The following is a 22961-nucleotide window of genomic DNA, read 5'->3' on the forward strand; positions in this document are numbered from 1 at the left end:
TGGCTTTATTATAGCGAATTTTTAGTATTTAAAGTAGTGCGTAGGCATCATCTTTTAGTCTGAGAGGAAGATTTAATGTCCAGTATATTACTATTTGTAGGGATTTGAATCGTACCTGTTTTTGCAAAATCACCCCATACTTTTTTCATTGTTTGACCTGACGAGACAATCTTTTCTTCAGACAATTGAGCATATAACGGTGATTTCATATAGGGCGCAACATCAAATAATAATGCAAGTTCCGAACTATGCCCTGCAGCAAAAAAGTAATCACGGGTTAGCCAATTAAATTGATAAAAATAGGCATTTCCTTTATTCTTCTTGTATGCTTTATAAAAAGCATAAGAAGGCTTTGCATAAATGATTTGGGTCAATCCATAAACAACACCTGAAATGAACCATTTGAATATAGGCATTTCACTTAATTTGCGATAAAAGTTATTCATGTAAATAAATACATTAACCTCGCGTTTCGTGTGACCAATCAGTAAATCATAGTGTTTCGCACGTTGTTTGAGTATTTGTGGAATTTCTTTTTCTTTAGGTAATGGATAAATCCCATAATTTGGCCCAAAAGGCATCAATTTAGTTAAACCTTTCCCCTTATTATGTGATGTAAGCTGAGTTTGTAGTGCCTTTATTTGCGCAATATCTGCATCCAATGCTAAATTTTTAAGATGATCTAGCATATAACGTGTCATCGGGTCTCTCCCTTTCATTAAACCAAGAGGTGCACTTTGAATAATCGCCCGATGGAATAAGTGTTCAGTGCCTTCAGCGAGCATAAGTGCACGAACAGATTCACCCCCTGCAGATTGACCGAAAATTGTAATATTCGATGGGTCTCCCCCAAAATCTTCTATATGAGACTGAATCCACTTTAACGCTTCAATTTGATCTAGTAGTCCTAAATTGGCTAATTCACCTTGTTGATTACGTAAAAAACCTAACACACCGAGGCGATAACTTAAATTAACGACAATCACATTCTCTTGTATCACTAACGGTGATGGGTCATATTCAGGATTTTCCCCACTGCCATTAACAAATGAGCCCCCGTGTATCCAAACCATCACAGGGAGTAATTGTTGTTTTTCTTTTGGACGAGTGATGGATAAATAATGAGGAAATTCCGTTTGTTGAATCGTATCATACTCCGTGCCTAAGTAAAAAGATTCAAATTGAGAATGGCTTTGCCATGCAATCGGCGCATGTTGTGTTGCGTCTATTTCTTCTGTTTCATAATGATAAGGTTGCGGCGCTTCATAACGTGCCGCATAGGCGTAGCGAATTCCTAGAAATTTTTGTGTTTTAGCATTTTCAAGGCCTTTCACCTTCCCCATGCGCGTTTGAATCAAAACATGCTGTTTATCCATCCTATCCCTCCTTATTAGATATCTTTACGTTTTAACAAAGCGACAGTTTCAACATGTGTTGTATGTGGGAACATGTCCACGGGTGTAACCTTAACCAATTCGTAGTGCTCTAATAATAACTGCACATCTCTCAGTTGTGTGCTCGGATTACACGAGACGTAAACAATTTTTTGGGGTTGCAATTGTTTAAGTGTTTCAATAAAGGTGCTATCACACCCTTTTCTTGGGGGATCTACTGTGACAACATCAGGTTGAATCCCTTGTTTTTGCCATTCTAAAATGACGTCCTCCGCTGCACCGGCAACAAATGTGGTATTGCGTAATCCATTCAATTCGGCGTTTGTTTTTGCATCCTCAATGGCTTCAGGAACGACTTCAACCCCATAGACATGTTGGGCGTTTGGCGCCATCGCTAACGCAATTGTGCCTATTCCACAATAGGCATCCAAGACGACCTCATTTCCAGTTAATCCTGCCTCCCTTACAGCAATATCGTATAGTTTTTGCGTTTGAGGGACATTAATTTGATAGAAAGATTGATCATTAATTTTAAATGTTAAATCCCCTTGTGTATCCTTAATCGTCGAGTTACCGTAAACAGTTTTACTTTGTTTACCCATAATAACATTGGAATGTGCTTGATTTATATTGATTTTTATACTTTTAATTTGAGGAAATGCACCTGTTAAATTTTGAATAATCTCCTTTTGATGCGGCAGTGATGTCCCGTTTAACACAAAAACAACCATGATTTCATTGGTATAGAAGCCTTTTCTTAACACAATGTGACGTACGAGTCCTGATTGTTGTCGTTCATCATATGGAGGAATGTGATAGTGATTGAGTAATTGACGTACTGCATTCATGATTTCATTATGTGCTTCATATTGAATTAAGCACTTGTCCATATTTATAATGTCATGACTTCGTTGGCGATAATAGCCCATTTCAACGTAATCTGTTTGGCCGCCAACTGGGATTTGTGATTTATTTCGATAAAACCAAGGATTGTCCATCCCCACTGTATTCTCTATAGCTACGTTTGGCATTTTGCCTTTTCGATGAAAGAGATTGACTACTTGATTTCGCTTCATTTCTAATTGCGCCGTATAATTTAAATGTTGAAGCTGACATCCTCCACATTTAGCATAATACTCACATGGAGGTACTTCACGTGCGTCACTCTCTTTATATATTTCAATTAATTTGCCAATGGCAAAATTCTTTTTTACTTTTATAATTTTATATTGGATACGTTCCCCTATTAAAGCGTGAGGAACAAAAATAGGATAAGCGTTTACTTTGATGACGCCATGCCCTTCATGTGTTAAGTCCATGACTTCGCCTTCTAATACTTGATTTTTTTGAACAACTGTCATTAAAATCCCCCCTTTTCCATGCCTTAAAATTTTTCAAAATTGTAGGGAGTCGATTAGCAAATTCAGATAGAGTTGCTAATCTTCTCCCTATTATTCAGATTGTTTTGGTTTGTCTATTAATAAGTCATTTTCTTCTTGTGATTGAGAAAAAACTTCGATATGACGTACTAAATTTAAAAAGTTAGCAGGCAATTGGCCACCATATTCTCCATCTACATTTAATGCCATATCACTATAAGATGAAATATTTACAGATTGCGCCTTATAGTAATGTACCTTAGGATGATGAATATGTTCCCCTCGAGAAGCTAAAGTCATAATATGGCCCATTTCAGCCAAATTTGATTTTTCAACGATGAGCAACGTAAAGTTCCCATCGTCAAGTTTAGCATCTGGAACAAGTTTTTCGAATCCTGCCATTGAGTTCGTTAAACCTAATAAAAATAACATGATTTCGCCTTCAAATACTTGATCATCATATTCGATGCGTACATCTACTGCATGCATTTGAGGCAACATTTCAAATCCTTTGACATAGTACGCAAATGATCCAATCATTGATTTGAGTTTACTTGGCGCTTCATATGAAACTTCCGTCGGTTTACCGCCACCTGCTAAATTGATAAAATACCGACTATTCATTTTTCCAATGTCGACTTGTACAGTTTTACCTTGGATAATAACATCCACTGCTTCCATAATATCATTAGGTAAATGGAGTGCGCGTCCAAAGTCATTCACCGTCCCCATTGGAATCAGACCGAGTTTAGGACGGTTGGGTTTTTCTGCAATCCCATTCACCACCTCATTGAGTGTCCCGTCTCCGCCTGCCACAATCAGAAGATCGTAATTACGATCAATGGCGCGGGCCGCCTCTTCTGTCGCATCTCCAATTTTTTGCGTTGCATAAGCACTTGTTTCATAACCGGCTTGTTCTAATTTGATTAAAACATCTGGTAATGCTTTTTTAAACAACTCTTTCCCAGACGTCGGATTATAAATAATTCTCGCACGTTTTCTCATATAGATCCCTCAATTTTTGTATACTCACATTTATATTATAGGAACTTGACTCGTATTAAAAGTTATTTACATTATGTATTACTTCTGATGCGCATGTTTAATTCAGAGGTTAACCTTGTCTCAACCTATCTCTCAATAGATGAACTAAATGCTAATACTGCGCGTCATCATTCAATGGATTCATAAATCATTATCTCAATATAACATTGAAGGAGGTGTGACAAAAATGTCTCACCCCCTCAATGTTAGTCCTAATCCATCATTACTGATACGGGATTAGCGATAATAAATTAGGCTTTGTCTAATTCTTCTTTTAATAATTTATTCGCAAGTTGAGGGTTGGCTTGGCCTTTTGAAAGTTTCATGATTTGACCTACTAAAAAGCCCATCGCTTTGCCCTTACCATTTTTATAATCTTCTACAGATTGTGGGTTTTGCTCAATGGCTTGACGGACAAATTCTAAAATGGCACTTTCATCAGAAATTTGTACGAGCCCTTTGTCTTTCATGATTTGTTTCGCATCCCCACCATTTTTCGCTAATTCAGGGAAAACTTTCTTCGCAATTTTACTGCTCATTGTACCATCTTCAATTAACTTAATCATTCCTGCTAAGTTTTCAGGCGTTAAACCTGTGTCTTGTAGCTCGATTTGATTTTTGTTCAAGTATTCGTTAACGCCACCCATTAACCAGTTCGATGTCATCTTAACATCTGCGCCTTCAGAGACAGCAGCCTCAAAGAAGTCAGACATTTCTTTAGTTAAAGTTAAAACATGGGCATCATATTCTGGGAGACCGTACTCTTTTACATATTTCTCTTTACGTGCATCTGGTAATTCCGGAATAGTTTGACGGACACGCGCTTTCCATTCCTCATCGATATATAATGGAACGATGTCTGGCTCTGGGAAGTAACGATAATCATCTGAGGCTTCTTTAACACGCATTAAAATGGTTTTCCCTGTAGATTCATCAAAACGGCGTGTCTCTTGTAGAATTTCTCCACCATTTAGCAATTCTTCTGCTTGGCGTTTGACCTCATATTCTAAACCTTTTCTGACATTATTAAATGAGTTTAAGTTTTTCAATTCAGCTTTTGTACCGAATTCTTTTTGACCATAGGGACGTAATGAAATATTGGCATCACAACGGAGTGAACCTTCTTCCATTTTCCCGTCTGAAACGCCAGTATATTGAATAATTGCGCGTAATTTTTCTAAATAAGCATAAGCTTCTTCAGGTGAGCGCATATCAGGTTCTGATACAATTTCAACTAATGGTGTTCCTTGTCGGTTTAAGTCAACGAGAGAATAGCCATCTTTATGCGTAGATTTCCCAGCATCTTCTTCCATGTGAAGACGTGTAATACCGATACGTTTCGTTTCACCATTCACTTCGATATCAATATATCCATGCTCACCAATAGGTTGATCAAGTTGCGAAATTTGATACGCTTTTGGATTATCTGGATAGAAGTAGTTTTTACGGTCAAATTTTGACTCTGTCGCAATTTCCATATTTAAAGCCATCGCTGCACGCATAGACCAGTCTACAGCACGGCGGTTCACAGTCGGTAATACTCCAGGGTAACCTAAATCAATTACAGTTGTATTCGTATTAGGCTCTGCACCATATGCAACAGGTGCGCTAGAGAACATTTTCGAATCAGTTTTCAATTCTACGTGGACTTCTAGTCCAATAACGGTTTCAAAATGCATTTACTGCCACTCCTTATAATTTTTGATAATGATCATGTAAATTGAATTGCGTTTCAAATTGATATGCCATACGATATAACGTTTTTTCATCAAATGGTTTACCAATTAATTGTAAACCGATTGGTCGACCATTTTCTGCTAATCCACATGGAATAGAAATACCTGGTAATCCTGCTAAGTTGACCGGTGTTGTTAATAAATCGTTTGCATACATTGTTAAAGGATCATTAATTTCTGAACCTAAATCAAAAGCAACAGTTGGAGTTGTCGGTCCAAGAACTACATCATAGTCTTCAAATACATTTTCAAAATCGTTTTTAATTAATGTTCTTACTTTTTGTGCTTTTTTATAGTAAGCATCATAATAACCAGAACTTAATACGTATGTACCTAAGAAGATACGACGTTTAACCTCTTCACCAAATCCTTCGCTACGTGATAGTTTGTAAAGTTCTTCTAAATTGTTCGCTTCTTTTGAATGATAACCATAACGAATACCATCAAAACGCGCTAAGTTTGAAGACGCTTCTGCAGAGGAGATTACATAATATGATGGAATACCATAGGCTGTACGTAGAAGTGACACTTCTTCAACAATTGCACCTAAAGATTTAAATGTTTCAACAGCTTTAAGTACAGATTGTTTAATTTCCTCATCTACACCTTCACCGATATATTCTTTAGGGAGTGCGATTTTCATATCTTTGATGTCTTTACCAATATCTGCAGTAAAATCAGTATCCACACCTGGTGCACTTGTGGAATCCATTTCATCTTCGCCACTGATGGCTTCTAATACAATCGCGTTATCTTTAACATTACGCGTTAATGGTCCAATTTGGTCTAGTGATGATGCGAAAGCAACAAGACCAAAACGGGACACACGACCATACGTCGGTTTTAAACCTACTACACCACAGTAAGCAGCGGGTTGACGAATTGAGCCACCCGTATCTGTACCAAGTGTAAATGGCACTAATCCAGCGGCTACAGCAGCAGCTGAACCACCTGAAGAACCTCCAGGAACAGCAGCATGGTCAAATGGATTTACAGTCTTTTTGAAATAAGACGTTTCTGTTGAGCCACCCATCGCAAACTCATCTAGATTGACTTTCCCAATTAAAATTCCATTTTCCGCATGGAGTTTTTTCATTACTGTAGATTCATAAATAGGGACGAAACCTTCTAACATTTTACTTGCACATGTCGTTTCAAGTCCCTCAGTAATAATGTTATCTTTGATTCCCATTGGAATACCAAACAATTTGCCTTCAATTTCACCAGCAGCTTGTTTTTTATCAAGTTCTTCGGCTTTTTTAATTGCATTTTCTTTGTCTAATGCCAAAAATGATTTGATTTGCGGATCAGTTTCTTCAATCGCATCATAAATGTCTTTTACAATTTCTGAAGGCTTAATTTTATTTTCTTTAATTAATTTTTGTAAATTCTCAACTGATTCATAACGGATGCTCATTTTATGCGTCCTCCCCATTCATCACTGCTGGGACTTTAAACTGTCCTGCTTCTACTTCTTTTGCATTTGCTAATGCTTTTTCTTGTGGTAACCCTTTTGTAGCTACATCATCTCTTAAAACATTTTGCAAATCTAAAACGTGATTTGTAGGTCTTACATTTTCTGTATCTACTGAATCAATTTGATGACAAAAATTCAACACACCTGCGAGGGTTTCTTGCATAGATTTAGATTCTTCATCTGTAACATTCAAACGTGCAAGATTCGCAATATGTGCCACTTGTTCCTGTGTAATTTCAGTCATGTTTATTTAGCCTCCTTAAAAATACTCTTTTATCTTAAAATTGTACCAAATTTCATGGTAAAAATCTAAGTTTTTTCTGTCCATATTCGGTTTACAAATGGTTTAAACCTCTGAAATGGATAGACTTGGGTTCTTAGCATAGCTATATCACTCAATATCTTAATTAAATTTTTTGAAACAATGCAATGACTATTGGAAGTGAATCTTAAGTTCAGTCATACTCTCATCCACAATCCCTTTTTCATTGTTCTATGTCTATTAAACATAATCTCTAAAAAAATCTTCTCTCTTCATTACACGTTTTCATGTCTTATTTAAAATCTATATCCCCTACATGTTACACATCTATATAAAATTGGAAAAACCATACATTAATATGATGATTTTTTGCATAAAAATGTATCAAACATTAAATCCTTTCTTCTATTGTTCTTATTTTCTTACATCTATTTGCAGTTACCATCTCGATTATAAAATATTTTGATGTACTTTATAGAAAATTCAAATAAATTCACACTTTTCTTCCAGAGATATTTCTGTATAATTAATTAATGTAACAAAAAAGGGGGATAATTATGTATATTTTTGGGTCTACATTATCGAGTCAAGTCAATCCAGATTGGCAAACATACATCATGATTGCCTTATATTTCATTATATTGCTAGGTATTGGCTATTATGGCTACAAACAAGCAACCAGTAATTTGAGTGAATATATGTTAGGCGGTCGAAATATTGGACCATGGGTTACTGCACTTTCAGCCGGGGCATCCGACATGAGTGGTTGGATGATTATGGGGTTGCCGGGTGAAGTCTACTCCACAGGTCTTTCTGCCGCGTGGCTCTCTATCGGTTTAACGCTCGGTGCATGGATTAACTATTTACTTGTTGCACCTAGATTACGACTTCACACAGAAATTGCGGGTGATGCGATAACATTACCTGATTTTTTCAAAAACCGATTAGATGATAAATCAAATCTCATCAAGATTATCTCTGGTGGTATCATTGTTGTTTTCTTTACTTTATATACACATGCCGGCTTTGTATCCGGAGGTAAATTATTTGATAGTGCTTTTGGTCTAGATTACCGTTTAGGATTATTGTTAGTTGCGGTCATTGTTATTGCTTATACTTTCTTTGGTGGTTATTTAGCAGTATCCATTACTGACTTTTTCCAAGGTGTTATTATGCTTATCGCAATGATTATGGTACCGATCGTCGTTATGTTAAAACTAAATGGACTAGACACTTTCCATACCGTTGCTGAATTAAAACCTACAAATTTAGATCTTTTTAAAGGGACGACAGTGATTGGTATTATTTCATTTTTTGCATGGGGATTGGGATATTTTGGACAACCCCATATTTTAGTCCGCTTTATGTCGATTAAATCTATCAAATTATTTCCGTTTACGAGACGTATAGGAATTACATGGATGGCAGTAGGACTGATTGGTGCTGTCTTAGTGGGATTATTAGGTATCGCGTTTGTTCCTGCTCAAGGCGTAGAAATTAAAGATCCAGAGACACTTTTCGTATTAATGGGACAAATATTATTTCATCCCCTTGTAGGTGGTTTCTTGTTAGCTGCCATTTTAGCGGCTATTATGAGTACTATTTCATCACAATTACTTGTTACTTCAAGTTCGCTAACAGAAGATTTTTATAAACTGATTCGTGGTGATAAAGCAAATACCGAAAAACACGAAAAAGAGTTTGTATTAGTGGGCCGTTTATCTGTTATATTAGTAGCGATTGTCGCGATTGCTATTGCATGGTCACCTAATGATACAATCTTAAATTTAGTGGGTAATGCTTGGGCTGGTTTCGGCGCTTCCTTTGGTCCTCTCGTGATATTGACGCTTTATTGGAAAGGTCTTACACGTACAGGTGCCATCAGTGGAATGGTTGCAGGTGCGTTAACAGTTATTTTATGGATCGTATTTGCACATCCACTCGGTGAAAAATATGAGTTCTTCACTTTATATGAAATCGTACCAGGCTTTATTGTAAGTTTACTCGTCACATTAATTGTGTCTAAGTTCACGAAGAAACCAGATACGTATGTGATTGATGAAATGAACGAAGTGAAACGACGTTTAAAATTAAATGAATAATCTATAAATAGAAAGCCATCAAAATTTATCTAAGACTAAATTTTGATGGCTATATTTATATTCACTGTAAGTTTACGCTAATATCTGAAAAAGAAACGCTTAATTGTTATATATATGAACTTTCGGCTCTTTATCGTCTTTGGTTTTAGTAATTAAAGCACGTGACTCATTACCATCTTTAATATGAATTTCATATTCTTCAACATCACCAAAATCTTTTTCAGCAAGCTGTGTCACATACTGTGTAATACCTATTAATTCGGCTTTACCATAATAATCAATCGGCAAATCAACTGTGAGGGATTGTAACTTTTTATCTTTAAATTTGGCTTTACCTACAGCTTGAGTAAAATTAGTAAAATAAGATTGTAAACTATGATTAAAATCACGGAAGTTAGAATTAAATTGTTCATTTAAGTCCGCCGCTTCACCTGATGGAACAAGTACAGTTTGTTCGTTCACCGTATTCCACTCTTTTAATGCTTCTCCATTTTCTTCAGAGGTCGCATAACTGACAAATGCGCCAGGTGTAATTTGATCTTTTCCGGATTGCATATAAATCGCAAAAGTAATCGGAATATCTTTTAATTTTTCATTTTCTCGAAGACGTGACAACATTTCTTCTGCCATTTCTTGACCTTGTTTTTCAACTTTTTTCTTATCTAAGTCAACGCTAAAAGTCTCACCGTACTTTTCTTTTTGATAGTAATACACTTGATTCATTGCGAGACCAATCGTCATCCCTTTTAATTTTTTACCACTTGTATCTCCATTATCGTAAAAGTTTTGTTCTAATATATTAGAAAGCACTTGCGGTGAATTTTTAGCAATTTTTTCTTCATCAGTTTCGCCATGAACAGAAGGGTTAAGGCCTAAATTTTCGGTTGCTTTACGCTCTTCTTTCTCTTTATCGCTCATTTCATCAAGTTCACTTTTTGTTAACTTAGGCTCTAAATAGGCTTGAATGGTTTTCTTATCTAAAAATTGTCCATCTTGATATAAGTAATCATCTGTAGGAAACACTTGTTTACTTATATTTAATAAACCCGTTTCAAAATCTTCACCGTTATACGTATTGGCCATATTTTCTTGTGTCAGCCCCCGTGCTTGACTCTCTTTAAATGGCAAAATTGTTCGGTAATTGTCTCCTTGCACATTTTTGTCGGTTGCGATTTGTTTCACATCGTTTTGAGTGGATGTATTTTCTTTCGACGATGATGGTTCATTATCGTCTGGGCCACATCCTACGAGTACAAGTGAAAGTCCTACAATAACTAAAGTTCTTTTCTTCATAGGCTATCTCCTTATTCACCGATTTCTTTTTGCTTATTTACAAATTCTTGTTCATTCCAAATCGTCGTTCCTAATGAGGTTGCTTTTGTTAATTTTGAGCCGGCGTCTTTCCCTGCTATCACGAGGTCTGTTGACTTAGTGACGCTACTTGTTACTTTAGCGCCTTGACGTTGCAACCATTCAGAGGCTTCATTACGCGTCATTTGTTCTAACTTACCCGTTAATACTATTGTTTTGCCTTGAAACTCAGGATGACCTTCAATTTGAGAAGTTTTTTGACCCGTATAGTTCATATTGACTTGTTGTGTTTTCAATTTATCGATTAACGTACGAATGTCTTCATTGCCCATATATGTGACAAATGATTGGGCAAGTTTTTCACCAACATCATATATCTCAACAAGCTCATTTTCTGTGACTTGCATGAGACGATCTATCGTTTCATATTTTTCAGCAAGTACCCGACTCGCTTTAACACCTAAATGACGGATTCCTAGTCCAAATAACAAATGTTCTAAAGATTGTGATTTGGCATTTTCAATAGCTTGCATAAGGTTATCGACTTTTTTCTCACCCATACGCTCAAGAGGTAATAAATCCTCTTTTTTTAAATAAAAAATGTCAGCCACATCTTTAATCAATTCGTGATAATACAATTGCTCAATAATTTTAGTACCTAATCCATCGATATTCATTGCTTGTCTTGAGACAAAATGTTTGAGTCCCTCTATGAGTTGAGCTTGGCACTTTGGATTGATACAACGAAGGGCAACTTCACCTTCGATTCGTACTAACTCATGACCACAACTTGGACAGTGTGTCGGCATATGATACTTTTCTGTATTTTCCGGACGACGATCTAATATCACGCGCACGACTTCAGGAATAATGTCGCCTGCTTTTTTAACAACGACCTCATCCCCAATGCGAATATCACGTTCATGTATTAAATCTTCATTATGTAATGAAGCTCTTGAAACAGTGGTTCCTGCGACATGCACGGGTTCTAAGACAGCGGTTGGCGTGACGACTCCTGTCCGACCAATACTCAGTTCAATATCGAGTAATGTCGTGACCACTTCTTCAGCAGGAAACTTATACGCAATGGCCCATCTCGGCGATTTTTGCGTAAATCCCATTTCTTCTTGATGCTCAATTGCATTGACTTTAATTACAATACCATCGATATCATAACTTAATGCATCACGTGACGTTGTCCAATGTGCAATATAGTCAAGTACATCATCGATTGTTTTGGCGATGATGCGTTCCGGATTGGTTTTAAAACCAAGTTCATCAAGCTCTGTGAGTGCTTCACTTTGTGATGTGGCATCAAGCTCAGTAAAATCATTAATACTATACAAAAAGATGTCTAACTTTCTCGCTGCCGCAAGTTTTGAATCAAGTTGGCGTAAAGATCCTGCTGCAGCATTTCGAGGATTAGCAAAAGGGGCTTCCCCTTTCTTTTCCTTCTCCTCATTGAGTTTCATGAATGATTTTCTTGGCATGTAGGCTTCCCCACGAACTTCAAATGATATCGGTTGTTTGAGGGTTAATGGAATCGCATGAATCGTTTTTAAGTTTTCTGTTATATCTTCTCCAGTTGTGCCGTCACCACGTGTTAACCCTTGAACTAGGCGCCCATTCTCATATTTTAAGGAAACCGCGAGACCATCTATTTTAAGCTCACACATGTACGACACTTCACCTACTGCTTCGCGTACGCGTTGGTCAAAACGACGTAAATCATCTTCATTAAATGCATTAGAGAGACTAAGCATAGGTGTTTCATGACGTACTTTTTCAAAAGAGGATTGTGCTTCTCCACCTACACGTACGGTAGGTGAATCAGCAGTTTTAAGTTCCGGATGTTGTGTTTCGATATCGATAAGTTCATGTAAAAGCTTGTCATATTCACTATCAGGAACACTTGGATTGTCCTTTACATGGTATTCGTAATTATATTGATGTAAAAGTTCATGCAAAACTTTTACGCGTTTAGACAAATCCGACATCTATTCGTCCTCCTTCTTTTCAATAGGGGCAAATTGGGCTAATAAACGTTTAGGCCCTTGTGATTTAAATATAATGTCCAGCTCAACTGAACCATTTTTTTCGTTCACATTTGAGACCATACCCTCTCCCCAAGTTTTATGTGTAACTTTGTCTCCAACTTTCCACTCAGATGAAGTCGTTTTGTTATTCACCACTGTTCGTTTGCTAAAACCTCTCTTCGGCGTTTGACGTTTCTGTCCAATTGACGTTGGTTTTTGACGTTCAGGCAGTTCAAGTAAATCTTCTGGAATCTCATTTAAAAATCTTGATTTAGGATTGGATTGTTGACGTCCAAACAATGTACGTGAGGACGCATGGGTTAAATAGAGTTCTTCTTCCGCACGTGTAATGGCCACATAACTAATACGGCGCTCTTCTTCCATTTCGTGGTCATCATCGCTCTTAATGGCACGAACATGTGGAAAAATAGATTCTTCCATACCAATAATAAATACAACTGGATATTCTAATCCTTTAGCTGAGTGCATTGTCATCAATGTGACGCCATCTTCGAGATTCGCTTCATCAACATCAGCCACAAGAGATAAATCTGTTAAAAAGTTAATCAAAGATTGTTCTTCTATTGGAGTGTTTTTTTCGTAATCTTTAGGGACTGACATAAATTCATCAATGTTTTCTAATCGACTACGCGCTTCTAAAGTCTGTTCACGTTCGAGCATTTCGCGATATCCAGATTTCTCTAAAACTTCGTCCACAATCTCACTAATTTCTAAAAACTCTTGTTCTTTCATTAAATGATTAATTAATTGATAAAATTCTGCAGCCGCTTGGGTTACTTTTTTTGATAGTCCTATAAAGTCTATTTCAGCGAGTGCTTCGAACATACTAATATCATTATTTGCTGCATAAGTTGCAATTTTATCCACTGATGAAGGTCCAATGCCACGTTTAGGAACATTGATAATGCGTTGGAGACTAATATCATCCGCACTATTCGCAATTAAGCGTAAATAACTTAAAAGATCTTTGATTTCTTTACGATCATAGAACTTTTGTCCTCCAACCATCACATACGGAACATTGGATTTTAAAAATGTTTCTTCAAGAACACGGGATTGCGCGTTTGTACGGTATAAAACCGCAATATCTTTCAACTTTCTACCTTTTTTCTGCTGTTTAAATATTTCTCGTACAACGTATTCTGACTCATCTCGTTCACTAAATGCTTCGTAATATTTTATCTTTTCACCACTGTCATTTGCTGTCCACAAGCCTTTAGGTTTTCGTTCCGTGTTATTTCGAATAACTTCGTTCGCGGCATTTAAAATGGTCTTAGTTGAACGATAATTTTGTTCTAAAAAGATTGTTTTAGCGTTCGGGTAGTCCTCTTCAAAAGATAATATATTTTGAATATCTGCCCCGCGCCATCCATAAATCGATTGATCGGAATCTCCGACCACGCACAGATTTTTAAATTTTTGTGCCATAAGATTTACAAGTGTATATTGTGCTTTATTGGTATCTTGATACTCATCCACATGTATGTATTGAAATTTGTTTTGGTAATAATCTAATACCTCTGGCACACGTTCAAAAAGTTTAATTGTTGTCATAATTAAATCGTCAAAATCGAGCGCTTGATTTCGCAACAATTGTTTTTGATACCCCTCATACACTTTAGCGACCATTTGTGTATAAAAATCATGTGCTTCTGTAAGTGCATCTTCTGGTGTTTTCAATTCATTTTTCAAGTTACTAATCGCACCAATAAACATGCGGGGTTCATAGCGTTTAGGATCAATATTTTCTCGTTTTAAAACATCTTTAATGACCGATTTTTGATCTGTAGGATCAATGATGGTAAAATTACGTTCAATTCCTATACGGTCAGCATCGCGTCGAAGAATTCTTACACACATAGAGTGAAAAGTCGACATCCAAATAACTTCTGCTTCTTCCCCTACTAATGCTTGCACACGTTCTTTCATTTCTCTCGCCGCTTTATTCGTAAACGTTATGGCTAAAATATGATAAGGAGAAACCTCTTTTTCATCTAATAAATACGCAATGCGATGAGTGAGCACACGCGTTTTACCAGATCCTGCGCCCGCCATAATTAAAAGCGGCCCCTCAGTCGTACGTACCGCTTCACTTTGTTCCGTATTCATATGTTTCACTAATGGATTCATTATGTTCTCTCCTTTATTTTAGTCGTTTGAATTGCTTTTTTAATATCTTCATAGATTAAATTGCCGACGACAATCGTATCAGCAATTTCCGCAAATTGAATGGCGTGCGCTAAACTGTCAATGCCACCACCATAAAACAATTGTGTTGTGGTAAGGTATGATTGCGCTGCTCGCACGACTTCAGGGTCCCCTAATTGTCCGCTATACTCCAAGTAAAATACCGGAAATCGATACATTTCATTCGCCATTTGTGCATAAGCTTCAATATCTTCTGTTGAAAGTTCTGTATGCGCATGTGTATGTTGTGCCACTTTACTATTAGGATTTAAAACCACATACCCTTCAAATACCATTTCTTCAAAATGAATCATATGACCGTAGGCTTTTAAGGCTTCATGTAATAAGCCATTATGAAATTTTACCTCCTTACTGTTCATAACAGTAGGGACAAAATAAAAATCAAAACCAGGAACTGTACTCTCTATATTAGAAATTTCAAGTGCGAGTGGTAACGGATAACGCCTTACGCGACTCATTAAATGCAAGACATTATCTTCTGTTACATTATCAGTTCCTCCTATGATAATTGCATCTGTATTGGACATACATAGCTTTTCCAAATCTGCATCTGAAATGGGTTTAGCTGGATCTAATTTAAAGACATGACGCCATTCTTTTATATCATACATTACCGAATACTCCTTTAAATATCATGACCTATATTATACCATTTTTAAAGTGGATATTCTAAGGTTCACCCATGTAATTTGAATATAATGAAACATAAAAAACAAGCGTAAATAGAGCACCTTCATGCTCAACTCTACGCTTGCTAAAAACTTATTGTATTATTGTTTCGTTTCAATATCCATACGTTCTAAAATCATCGTATATGCATCGTTTCCCCATTGTAATGAACGCTTAACGCGAGATATCGTTGCAGTGGAGGCACCTGATTCCGCCTCAATTGTAGCATAGGTGTATCCTTGTTTGATCATCTTTGCTACTTGTAAACGTTGTGATAGTGATTGAAGTTCATTCACCGTACACAAATCATCAAAAAATTGATAACATTCCTCGCGTGTTTCTAATGTTAATATTGCATCAAATAACTCATTTAATGCTTGTCCACGTAACTTTTCAATTTGCATGGTATACAACCCCTATATTTTTATGTTTAAGGATATTTTAACGAATTAATACATTAAAGTGTAGTATTTTATGCTAAACCTACTCTTTCAAATATTGTATCAACTTGATTTAAGTGATGTCTAGGGTCAAAACATGCATTTAGCTCTTCTTCCGATAATTTTTCAGTAATTTTTGTATCACTTTCAACAAGTTCTCTAAAAGGTGTTTTCGATGCCCAAGATTCCATTGCTTTCGGTTGGACAAGGTCATAAGCTTCCTCACGAACCATTCCCTTATCGATGAGCGCAAGTAACACACGTTGAGAATAAATCAAACCGAATGTTTTATTCATATTTTCAGTCATGTTTTCTTCGTATACCGTTAAGCGGTCGACGATATTTGTAAAACGATTTAGCGCATAATCTAATGCAATTGTCACGTCAGGTAACATGATTCTCTCGGCTGACGAATGTGAAATATCACGTTCATGCCATAAAGCGACATTTTCGTAGGCTGTCGTAATATAACCACGAATTACACGCGCAATACCTGTAATATTTTCCGAACCGATAGGATTACGTTTGTGCGGCATCGCTGAGGAGCCTTTTTGACCTTTAGCAAACGCCTCTTCTACTTCACGTGTTTCTGTTTTTTGTAAATTTCTAATTTCCACAGCAAACTTTTCTAGTGAAGTGGCAATTAAGCTCAATGTCGCAATATAGTATGCATGACGGTCTCTTTGAAGCGTTTGTGTTGAAATTGGCGCTATACCAATACCAAGATGTTTACATACATATGCTTCAATTTCTGGTGGGATATTTGCGAAAGTACCTACCGCGCCACTCATTTTACCGACTTCGATTTCTTCGCGTACACGTTTGAAGCGTTCAAAATTACGTTTCATTTCAGCATACCAAAGTGCCATTTTCAAACCAAAAGTAGTTGGTTCAGCATGGACGCCATGTGTACGCCCCATCATAAGCGTATATTTGTATTGTTGCGCTTTATTCGCAAGCACTTCAATAAAGCGTTCTAAATCTTTTTCAATTATTGCATTTGCTTGTTTAACTTGATAACTTAATGCAGTATCTACGACATCTGTGGAGGTTAAACCGTAATGCACCCATTTACGTTCTTCGCCTAAAGTTTCAGAAACTTGTCTTGTAAACGCAACGACATCATGACGCGTTTCTAATTCAATTTCTTTTGCACGATCAACATCTACTTTTGCATTTGCACGAATTTTTTTTACATCTTCTTTAGGGATATAACCTAGTTCACTCCATGCTTCACAAGCTAAGATCTCAACTTCTAACCATGCTTCATATCGATTTTGGTCTGTCCAAATATTTGACATTTCTTGTCTTGAATAACGTTCAATCATTATAGAATCTCCTAACTTTTATTGAATATGCTTACTCTTTATTACTTGTTCCTATTTAATCACATTATAGCAAACAAGTAATGTATGTACATTATCTATATAAACAGATAAATCGTTCGGAATCAATGCAAAAATTTAGAATTACGCAAATTTCTCTATCATTACAAGTGTATAAATACGAACGTTTATAAATATAACATGCTTAATATTCGTAAAAAGGCGTTGCCAATGACTTTCATCATGACAACGCCTTTTCTTCTGCGCTTACAATGGATTTATTTTCTTGCCTGTAAAGATAATATCTTGTTTTAGCACTTCAACACGTCCATCTTCTTGTTCTACAAATACAGGTTTTTCAAATCGTTTGATTGGAACATAGCCTTGTTGTTTCATGCGGTTAAGACAATCTTGTATAGTTTCGCCGTCCTCAACTTTAAATTTCATCTGTATCATACGCCTTTACTTTTTTACTGCGCACACCTTTTACCCAGAACCCACCGTGAATATTACGGGGTTCATAAGCGATGATAAATGCTTTTGGATCAAGCGCTTTAATCGTGTCCATCAGCTTTAATTCATAACGTTTTGGCGTTAATATTTGCATCACCAGTCGATCTCCATCACGACCATGAGCCGCAAAGTGGGTGACGCCATATCCTAAATCTCTTAATTGTCTCGGAATATCTAATTCATAATCTGCAGTCGTTACATTAACAACAGAGTACCCTAATGCTAGTTTTTCTTCGATTTTCATACCTACGATAATCCCTATAGAAAATCCGAATGCATAAGCGATGACGTTTTGTATTTGATCTAAACCAGACATCACCATTCCAAGACCAATGACGTACACAAGCACTTCTACAAAGCTTAATGCAGCTGCATAATATCTGTAGCCTTTTAATGTTAAGATAAGACGCATTGTTAATGCAGTCACGTACGCAACATTAATTAAAAATATCGCTAACACCATTAACAATGGATTATCATTGATTACACTCATATTGAACCTCACTTCATCAAAATTTAGCTCATTGTATCAAGAATAGATTAAATTGTCATTAAAAACTTTTATTTTGGCCATGTGAATCGTGTATAAGCCAGTTCTCTTTTATGTGCATTTTTGATAAATAAGGCTTCAATTTTTTCAGATGCTGTAGATGAGATAGTTTTACCTTCTAAATAATCATCGATTTCATCATAAGTGACGCCTAATGCCACTTCATCTGGTAATTGGGGTTGATTATCTTCTAAATCTGCAGTCGGAATTTTTTTGTATAATTGCTGAGGTGCATCGAGATATTTTAATAATGCACGTCCTTGACGTTTATTTAAGCCAAATATAGGTGCAATATCTGCAGCGCCATCTCCATATTTTGTATAAAAACCTGTAACATTTTCTGCGGAATGGTCTGTTCCGAGTACAATACCACTCAAATTCGCTGCGATAGAAAACTGCACTTTCATTCTTTCACGTGCTTTTTCATTGCCTTTTTGAAAATCCGTTAACGCTATACCTGCCTCTTTTAATGAAGCGACACTTTGATCTACCGCCGCTTTTATATTGACTGTAATTGTTTGATCAGGCTGAATAAATTTTAGGGCTTCTTCTACCTCATCAGCATCACGTTGAACACCATAAGGTAATTTCACAGCGATAAATTGATAGTGCTTATCTCCATTTTCATTTAATTCGTTCACTGCCATTTGAGCTAATTTACCGACTAATGTTGAATCTTGCCCTCCAGAAATCCCTAATACGAGGGTTTGAATAAATGAATGAGAAGTGACATACGATTTAATAAAATATTTGATCTCCTCAATCGTTTCTTTTACATCGATTTCAGGTTGAACTTTCATTTCATTGACGATAATTTCCTGCATATTATTCATGTTCTTCCTCCATCTCTTTAACATGTTCGGCAACTTCAAAGATGCGTCGTTGTTTATTTTCCCAACATAACGTACTTAAATCAACCGGATATTCTTCAGGATTAAGATAACGTTTATTTTCTTCCCATAATAGCTCTAAATTATCTTGTAAAAATCGTTGAGAGGCCGCTTCATTTGGTAATTCATAGACGCATTTCCCATTGATAAATATATCTTGATGTAAGTCAATCGCTTTAAAGTTTTTAATATACTTCATCTTATAAGTATGGATAGGATGGAACATTTTAAGTTTTTTCTCATCTTGAGGATTTTCATTTTCTAAAGCAATATAATCTCCTTCTGATTTATTTGTCTTCGTATTTATAATTCGGTACACACGCTTTTTCCCAGGTGTCGTCACTTTTTCTGCATTGTTTGAAAGTTTAATACGGTCAACAAGTTCTCCGTTTTCATCTTCAACTGCAACCATTTTATAAACTGCTCCAAGTGCGGGTTGTTGATAGGCTGTAATTAATTTAGTACCCACACCCCAACTATCGACTGCTGCTCCTTGGGCTTTCAAACTTGAAATCGTTTCTTCATCAAGGTCATTTGAAGCAATAATCTTAGCGTCTGGAAAACCAGCTTCATCAAGCATTTTACGTGCTTCTTTTGATAAATAGGCAATGTCCCCTGAATCTAATCTAATACCAATAAAATTAATTTGATCACCCAATTCTTTAGCTACTCGAATCGCATTCGGCACGCCAGATTTGAGTGTATGGAATGTGTCAACTAGGAAGACGCAATTTTTATGTCGTTCTGCATATTTTTTAAATGCAATATACTCATCACCATAAGTTTGCACAAACGCATGGGCATGTGTTCCAGAAACTGGAATATTAAATAGTTTGCCCGCTCTCACATTACTTGTTGAATCAAACCCACCAATAATCGCTGCACGAGCCCCCCATACGGCAGCATCTAATTCGTGGGCACGACGTGTACCAAATTCCATTAAAGTATCCTGAGGCGCGACTTGTTTGATGCGACTTGCTTTTGTCGTAATCAGCGTTTGGAAATTGATAATATTCAACAAAGCAGTTTCAACTAATTGAGCTTGAATGAGTGGCGCTTCTACACGCATTAATGGCTCATTGCCAAAGCATAATTCTCCTTCTTGCATGGCACGAATATGTCCCGTAAATTTGAGTTGTTTTAAATAATCTAAAAAGTCCTTTTGGTACCCAATATCTTTTAAATATGCGATATCAGTGTCAGTAAAATGAAAATTCTCAATGAAAGCAATGGCTCTTTTCAAGCCATTAAATACAGCATATCCGCTTTCAAATGGCATTTTCCTGAAATATAAATCAAAGACGGCTGTACGTTCATGTATACCATCGTTCCAATAGGATTCTGCCATGTTTATTTGATATAAATCATTATGCAACATTAAACTATCATCATTATATTGATACATATTATTTCTCCTCATCCTTCAAAGGTATATCTCTATGATATAACACTTTTAGGTCGTGTTTTCCATCATTTATTTAGAACATCGACAAAAATATGACAATTCGCACAAATTTTCAATAGATATTTCATTTATACATTATAATCTATATTGAGGTGGTACGATGTTAAAAGAAGCAATATCCTTTATAACGCAATATTACGAAGAAACAAATCAACAACCCCATCAACTGGAACACCGTTTAAATGAAGTGAAACAAGAAATCAAAGAAAAAGGCTTTTACAGACATACAACTGAGGAATTGACCTATGGGGCAAGGCTAGCATGGCGAAACTCTAACCGTTGTATAGGAAGACTGTTTTGGGAAAACTTAAAAGTTCAAGATGCGCGTGACATACAAGATGAATCCTCTTTTTTAAACGCCATTACACACCACATCGAAGCGGCAACAAATGACGGCAAAATTGTGCCATACATTACAATTTTCGGCTCTATCTTTGACTCGACACCTAAGATATATAACAATCAACTTATTCGCTATGCAGGTTATGAAACTAAAGGAGATCCTTCAGAAAGAAAAGTAACACAACTTGCAGAACATTTAGGTTGGCGTAGTAATCAAACTGATTTTGATATTTTACCCCTTATTTATCAACTACCTGGAGATAAAATCAAATATTACGATTATCCTAAATCATTAATTTTAGAAGTTCCCATTCACCATCATGCATATCCAAAAGTTGAGCAACTTCAATTGAAATGGTATGCCGTACCTATTATTTCAAATATGGATTTAAAAATTGGAGGTATCACGTATCCTACTGTCCCTTTTAATGGATGGTACATGGTAAATGAAATTGCTGTTCGTAATTTCTTAGATACTTATCGTTATAATTTGTTAGAACCCTTAGCAGAAGCCATGAACTTCACTCAATTACGCAACAGTTCATTTAATAAAGATCGTGTCGTTGTTGAAATAAACGATGCGGTTTATCAATCTTTTAAAGACGCTGGTGTTTCAATGGTTGATCATCTGACAGCTGCTAAACAATTTGAAAAATTCGAGGCAGCCGAACACGAACATGGACGAACGGTGACAGGTAAATGGTCATGGTTAGCACCACCGCTTTCTCCAACTTTAACTGCCAACTATCATCACGGCTATGATAATACAATGCGAGAAACCAATTTTTATTATAAACAAAACACCTCGGGAGGCTGTCCTTTTCACTAAAATTGTGTAAAATGAGAAGAAATCACAATTTTGAGGTGACGTTATGACATTATATTACTTAGGACCTAAAGGCACTTTTTCTTATCTGGCTGCATTAAAATATAACACGAATGATGAAAGTTTTATCCCAAAAGAAAACCTATATGAAGTCATTACAGCACTTAAATCAGATGCTTCATCACGTGCCATCGTACCCATTGAAAATGCAATCGAAGGAACGATTAATGTGGTGGCAGATAGTTTAGTAGAATATCCTTTTACCGTCATTCAAGAAGTGCATCTTGACATTGAATTTTCATTGTATGGTGCAAAGGGAACTTCCATAGATGAAATTCAAGAAGTACGTTCAATTGCGCCGGCAATAAGTCAAACTCAAAAATTTATTCATCAACACCAACTTCATTATTCGTATACACAAAGTACGGTTGAATCCTTACAGTTTATTGATGCATCCACTGCAGCAATTGCGCCTAAAGGAAGCGGTGAAGCCTATGGTTTTACTGCCCTAGCACAGAATATTGAAGATTATCCACATAATGTCACAAGGTTTTTAGTGTTATCAAATGACGAAATGCCTTTGGAGGAAGGGACACAATGCTTGTTATTGATTACGCCTTCACGAGATCAACCTGGCCTACTGGCTAGTATCTTAAACACTTTTGCATTATTTAACGTCAATTTAAGTTGGATTGAATCTCGCCCATTAAAAACGCAATTAGGGAGATACCGTTTTTATGTGCAAGCGGAATATCCCGATGAGATGACGATGAAAAAAATCACGACAATTCTTGAAACACTTGATTTTGAAATTCGTCATTTAGGGAGATTCAATTAATTCAAAAGACTGTCTATAAAGTGCTCTTCATTATAGTGCGTTTGGGGTACTTTCTAAACGTGACTAAGTATAATCATCTATGCGACATCAATTTTCTTTATTAAAATAGCCATCAAAATTTATCTACGTGTAA

19 protein-coding genes are annotated in these 22961 nt (G+C 36.3%); 3 read left to right on the forward strand and 16 right to left on the reverse strand.

Going from position 1 to position 22961, the window contains the following annotated elements; genetic code table 11:
- Positions 1-47 precede the first annotated feature (47 nt).
- The 6 genes from G8Y84_RS08810 to gatC all read right to left on the reverse strand — a co-directional run bounded on the left by G8Y84_RS08810 (position 48) and on the right by gatC (position 7274).
- On the reverse strand, positions 48-1376 hold the full coding sequence (locus tag G8Y84_RS08810) for a carboxylesterase family protein (protein ID WP_103159025.1): 1329 nt from the start codon (positions 1374-1376) through the stop codon (positions 48-50).
- Positions 1377-1390: 14 nt separating this feature from the next.
- Entirely contained in the window at positions 1391-2755 is a 1365-nt protein-coding gene (rlmD, locus tag G8Y84_RS08815; RefSeq protein ID WP_165806297.1) for a 23S rRNA (uracil(1939)-C(5))-methyltransferase RlmD, read from the reverse strand.
- Positions 2756-2845: 90 nt separating this feature from the next.
- Positions 2846-3778, reverse strand: a complete 933-nt coding sequence (locus G8Y84_RS08820; RefSeq protein WP_103159027.1) for a diacylglycerol kinase — start codon at positions 3776-3778, stop codon at positions 2846-2848.
- A 290-nt stretch (positions 3779-4068) separates the two neighbouring features.
- Positions 4069-5496 (reverse strand): Asp-tRNA(Asn)/Glu-tRNA(Gln) amidotransferase subunit GatB, encoded by a 1428-nt coding sequence (gatB, locus tag G8Y84_RS08825; RefSeq protein ID WP_037575761.1) that lies wholly within the window; start codon positions 5494-5496, stop codon positions 4069-4071.
- Positions 5497-5509: 13 nt separating this feature from the next.
- Positions 5510-6970, reverse strand: a complete 1461-nt coding sequence (gatA, locus tag G8Y84_RS08830) for an Asp-tRNA(Asn)/Glu-tRNA(Gln) amidotransferase subunit GatA (RefSeq protein WP_037575760.1) — start codon at positions 6968-6970, stop codon at positions 5510-5512.
- Between the two features lies 1 nt (position 6971).
- Positions 6972-7274, reverse strand: a complete 303-nt coding sequence (gene gatC, locus G8Y84_RS08835; RefSeq protein WP_037575759.1) for an Asp-tRNA(Asn)/Glu-tRNA(Gln) amidotransferase subunit GatC — start codon at positions 7272-7274, stop codon at positions 6972-6974.
- A gap of 575 nt (positions 7275-7849) precedes the next feature.
- Here gatC and putP point away from each other — a divergent pair.
- Complete coding sequence (putP, locus tag G8Y84_RS08840; RefSeq protein WP_103159495.1) at positions 7850-9394, forward strand: sodium/proline symporter PutP; 1545 nt, start codon at positions 7850-7852, stop codon at positions 9392-9394.
- A gap of 99 nt (positions 9395-9493) precedes the next feature.
- Here putP and G8Y84_RS08845 read toward each other — a convergent pair whose 3' ends face one another.
- The 10 genes from G8Y84_RS08845 to G8Y84_RS08890 all read right to left on the reverse strand — a co-directional run bounded on the left by G8Y84_RS08845 (position 9494) and on the right by G8Y84_RS08890 (position 20762).
- Positions 9494-10687 (reverse strand): CamS family sex pheromone protein, encoded by a 1194-nt coding sequence (locus tag G8Y84_RS08845; RefSeq protein WP_037575752.1) that lies wholly within the window; start codon positions 10685-10687, stop codon positions 9494-9496.
- Between the two features lie 11 nt (positions 10688-10698).
- Positions 10699-12702, reverse strand: a complete 2004-nt coding sequence (ligA, locus tag G8Y84_RS08850) for an NAD-dependent DNA ligase LigA (protein WP_103159496.1) — start codon at positions 12700-12702, stop codon at positions 10699-10701.
- Entirely contained in the window at positions 12703-14892 is a 2190-nt protein-coding gene (gene pcrA, locus G8Y84_RS08855) for a DNA helicase PcrA (RefSeq protein WP_103159497.1), read from the reverse strand.
- Positions 14892-15581: a heptaprenylglyceryl phosphate synthase gene (gene pcrB, locus G8Y84_RS08860; RefSeq protein ID WP_037575743.1), complete on the reverse strand. Its 690-nt coding sequence runs from the start codon at positions 15579-15581 to the stop codon at positions 14892-14894. Before pcrB ends, pcrA begins: the two co-directional genes overlap by 1 nt.
- 159 nt (positions 15582-15740) lie before the next feature.
- A complete protein-coding gene (locus tag G8Y84_RS08865; RefSeq protein ID WP_037575741.1) occupies positions 15741-16043 on the reverse strand; it encodes a YerC/YecD family TrpR-related protein in 303 nt (100 codons plus the stop codon).
- Positions 16044-16111: 68 nt separating this feature from the next.
- The gene (gene purB, locus G8Y84_RS08870) at positions 16112-17407 is read right to left on the reverse strand and encodes an adenylosuccinate lyase (protein WP_103159498.1); all 1296 of its coding nucleotides are present in this window, start codon (positions 17405-17407) and stop codon (positions 16112-16114) included.
- A 264-nt stretch (positions 17408-17671) separates the two neighbouring features.
- Positions 17672-17851, reverse strand: a complete 180-nt coding sequence (locus tag G8Y84_RS08875) for an NETI motif-containing protein (protein ID WP_037575736.1) — start codon at positions 17849-17851, stop codon at positions 17672-17674.
- Positions 17841-18410 carry a DUF2179 domain-containing protein gene (locus G8Y84_RS08880; protein WP_037575734.1) on the reverse strand — a complete coding sequence of 190 codons (570 nt, stop codon included), beginning with the start codon at positions 18408-18410 and terminating at the stop codon, positions 17841-17843. Before G8Y84_RS08880 ends, G8Y84_RS08875 begins: the two co-directional genes overlap by 11 nt.
- Before the next feature lie 68 nt (positions 18411-18478).
- Entirely contained in the window at positions 18479-19300 is an 822-nt protein-coding gene (nadE, locus tag G8Y84_RS08885; RefSeq protein ID WP_105996934.1) for an ammonia-dependent NAD(+) synthetase, read from the reverse strand.
- The gene (locus G8Y84_RS08890) at positions 19293-20762 is read right to left on the reverse strand and encodes a nicotinate phosphoribosyltransferase (protein ID WP_037575729.1); all 1470 of its coding nucleotides are present in this window, start codon (positions 20760-20762) and stop codon (positions 19293-19295) included. The genes nadE and G8Y84_RS08890 overlap by 8 nt, the downstream gene beginning before the upstream one ends.
- Positions 20763-20922: 160 nt before the next feature.
- On the opposite strand from G8Y84_RS08890, the gene G8Y84_RS08895 reads away from it, so the two are divergent.
- Together G8Y84_RS08895 and G8Y84_RS08900 are read left to right on the forward strand one after the other, a co-directional pair.
- Positions 20923-21993, forward strand: coding sequence for a nitric oxide synthase oxygenase (locus G8Y84_RS08895; protein WP_107368101.1), 1071 nt, complete (start codon positions 20923-20925; stop codon positions 21991-21993).
- Positions 21994-22036: 43 nt separating this feature from the next.
- Positions 22037-22828, forward strand: a complete 792-nt coding sequence (locus G8Y84_RS08900) for a prephenate dehydratase (RefSeq protein WP_037575723.1) — start codon at positions 22037-22039, stop codon at positions 22826-22828.
- Positions 22829-22961 lie beyond the last annotated feature (133 nt).

It is taken from the genome of Staphylococcus sp. 11511212 (genome assembly GCF_011394755.1).
Lineage (GTDB): Bacteria > Bacillota > Bacilli > Staphylococcales > Staphylococcaceae > Staphylococcus > Staphylococcus chromogenes.